Annotated in this window: 2 protein-coding genes and 1 pseudogene; all 3 read left to right on the forward strand. The window is 68.9% G+C overall.

The window, feature by feature from the left end; translation table 11 throughout:
- Positions 1-78 precede the first annotated feature (78 nt).
- Positions 79-366, forward strand: coding sequence for a hypothetical protein (locus FNH08_RS50255; RefSeq protein WP_152778707.1), 288 nt, complete (start codon positions 79-81; stop codon positions 364-366).
- Between the two features lie 65 nt (positions 367-431).
- Positions 432-800, forward strand: coding sequence for a hypothetical protein (locus FNH08_RS50260; protein WP_322726690.1), 369 nt, complete (start codon positions 432-434; stop codon positions 798-800).
- A gap of 104 nt (positions 801-904) precedes the next feature.
- Positions 905-1239: pseudogene (locus FNH08_RS50265) on the forward strand (hypothetical protein); the annotation flags it as partial.

Genomic DNA, 1239 nt, shown 5'->3' on the forward strand with positions numbered 1-1239 from the left:
GCCCGCCGCACCTCCTCAACTCGCCCTCAGCAACACAGGAACTCAGGAACTCAGGAACTCAGGAACAGGAGTCATTCCATGACATTCGACGTCGGCGCCGCCCGTGCCCAGCGGCAGGAGGCACTCGGCAACAGCTGGTCGTTCACCATCGACGAGGACACCTACACGCTCCCCACCGAGCTGACCCGCCAGACCGCGCGCGCCCTGCGGGACCTCGACGACAACGACGTGGACGGCCTGCTGCGCGCACTCCTCGGCGAGGAACAGTACGAGCGCTTCGACCGCCACGACGTCACCATGCAGGACATCGCCGCGATCATGGAGGCGTACGGCCAGGAGACCGGGCTCGGCCTGGGGGAAGGCTGAGCCTCGGCGGGTTCGTCGAAGAACACGCCGAGGCCCTCGAAGCGGACCTGCTCCGTCACTACGGCGTGGACCTGCTCGACTGGTACCGCGGCCGGCTCTCCTCCCGCCGGCTCGCGGTGCTGGTCAGGCATCTGCCACGCGACAGCGCGACCCTCCTGGAGATCCACGGCGAAGCCACGCACTGGTCGGTCACCGACCATCTGCTGGCCTGCGTCGTCGACCAACTGGCCGAGGCGAACTGGATGTTCGCGACGGTCAACCGGGACGAGGACTCCGAGCCCCTGGAGTACCCGAAGCCGGTGCCGCGCCCGGCGACCACGCGGGAGCCCGAGGCCCCGCCCACCGGCGCGATGTCCGACGCGTCGCCGTCGCCGGCGCCCGAGCAGCCGGTACGGAACCCGTCACCGGCCGAACTGGCCCACTTCTTCGCGTGAGTGCAGGCCCATGTGAGGTGAGTGAGCCAAGTGGCTTGAAGCGCCTCCGTTTTCTCGTGGTCACGACGGGCACTTCGGGTACCCTGCAAGGTGCATTCGAGCATATGTTCGAAGCACGTGTTCTGACGGATGGGGGCCATGTGACGGAGAACGACGGCGAGGCATGGGGCGGCGTCGAGTGCACCGAAGCCGAGGCCGAACTGCGACAGGTCCTGGCCACGCGTATACAGCGGGCCGTTCCGGCGGACGTGGTAGTCACCACCCGGGCCGAGATCGAGCAGCGGGAGTTCAGGGCGTACGCCAACGGCTGGCGGGACCGGGGCGAGCACGAGGCGCGCCGGGGGCCAGAGGCCCATCGAGACCACGGCATCACACCCCAGCAGGCCGGCGAGGCGAAGGTGCTCCCCTTTCCGCACCAGGCCCCTGCCCAATCCGGGTC

The sequence above is a fragment of the Streptomyces spongiae genome (assembly GCF_009377185.1).
Lineage (GTDB): Bacteria > Actinomycetota > Actinomycetes > Streptomycetales > Streptomycetaceae > Streptomyces > Streptomyces spongiae.

Coding starts and splice junctions, on each gene's coding strand:
- FNH08_RS50255 (WP_152778707.1), top strand. CDS start 79: ATGACATTCGACGTCGGCGCCGCCCGTGCCCAGCGGCAGGAGGCACTC.